Source organism: Halorubrum tibetense, assembly GCF_042661865.1.
Taxonomy (GTDB): domain Archaea; phylum Halobacteriota; class Halobacteria; order Halobacteriales; family Haloferacaceae; genus Halorubrum; species Halorubrum tibetense.
The window spans coordinates 1-1088 of record NZ_JBHSWW010000490.1; the positions used below are offsets into that span (position 1 = coordinate 1).

Consider the following 1088-nt stretch of genomic DNA (forward strand, 5'->3'; position numbering starts at 1 on the left):
CGAGTCCTCGCGCTCGTCGATCTCCCCGCGGTGCGGGAAGCCGCCGTCGTCCTCGCCGAGCAGCTCGGCGATCGTCTCCTGCCGACGGCCGTGCGCGGCCGAGAGGCCGTTCGAGGCCGCGAGGAAGTCGTGCTCCTGACGATGGTACACCTCGACCACGTCCCCGTCGTTCGGGCCGGCGGCCTCGTGAACCAGGTTGCCGACGCGCCCTTCGACCATGTCCGGCGCGAACGCGCAGGTCGCGACCAGGTCCGCGTTGGCCGGCGGCGCGCCGCGGAGCTCGACGTGCGTGAGGTGGGTGCCGTCGACGACGAGGTCGAACTGGTGGACGGTGTAGCGTCCCGCGTCGTACTCCGTCTCGACGAGCGGTGACCCGCCGTCGTAGTGTTGGCGCGTGGTGTCGAGCTCGTCGAGCCACCGGATCCCCCCACCGCCGGCGATACCGATCCGCAAACGGTCGGTTCCGCCGACGCCCGAGAGCGCGTACGAGCAGTCGTGGCTGGCACCGTCGGGCCCGACGTGCACCAACCGACCGCCGTCACCGGTGAACGCGCCGACGGTCGTGGGGCGTTCCGTCGGGTAGCGTTCCCCGCGGCGGCGTTTGTGTTCCGTGATCGCAGTTCGCAGTCGCATGGCGAATCTCGCGGCCGCGTGGGCAAAAGCCTTGACGGACCGGGCGAACTTACGTAACCGACCGAAATCGGTGTTTTTCAGGGGCTAAAACCGCGGTAGCGTCGATCGGGGCGTCGGACCGGCAGCTTCGCACGGAGAGCAACACCGAAGACCCCGGCTACCGATGTGGCCATCATGCACCACCCTGGACCGCCGCGATTCATGTCGACGGGAGAGACGACACAGCTCGCCCCCCGGGACCCGGACCCTGGGGGCAGCTACGAGTGGCGGGTCGTCACCGCACCGCCGGACAGCGACGCGACCGTCGGGGAGACTCCCGTCACCGAGTTCACGCCGGACGTCCCCGGCCGATACCGGATCGGTCTCGCCGCACCGGACGGCGACCACGCGCTCACGATCCGGGCGTTCCCGGCCGCCTACGAGGGCGTCGACGTCGCCGGCGGAAGCGGGGAGGC

General features: G+C 70.7%; 1 protein-coding gene and 1 pseudogene. One reads left to right on the plus strand and one right to left on the minus strand.

Features of this window, described 5'->3' with window-relative positions:
- On the minus strand, positions 1-633 hold a 633-nt coding region (locus ACFQEU_RS16430; protein WP_465261173.1), incomplete at its 3' end, for a DUF7997 domain-containing protein.
- A gap of 174 nt (positions 634-807) precedes the next feature.
- On the opposite strand from ACFQEU_RS16430, the pseudogene ACFQEU_RS16435 reads away from it, so the two are divergent.
- Positions 808-1088, plus strand: a pseudogene (locus ACFQEU_RS16435) (alpha-amylase MalA); the annotation flags it as partial.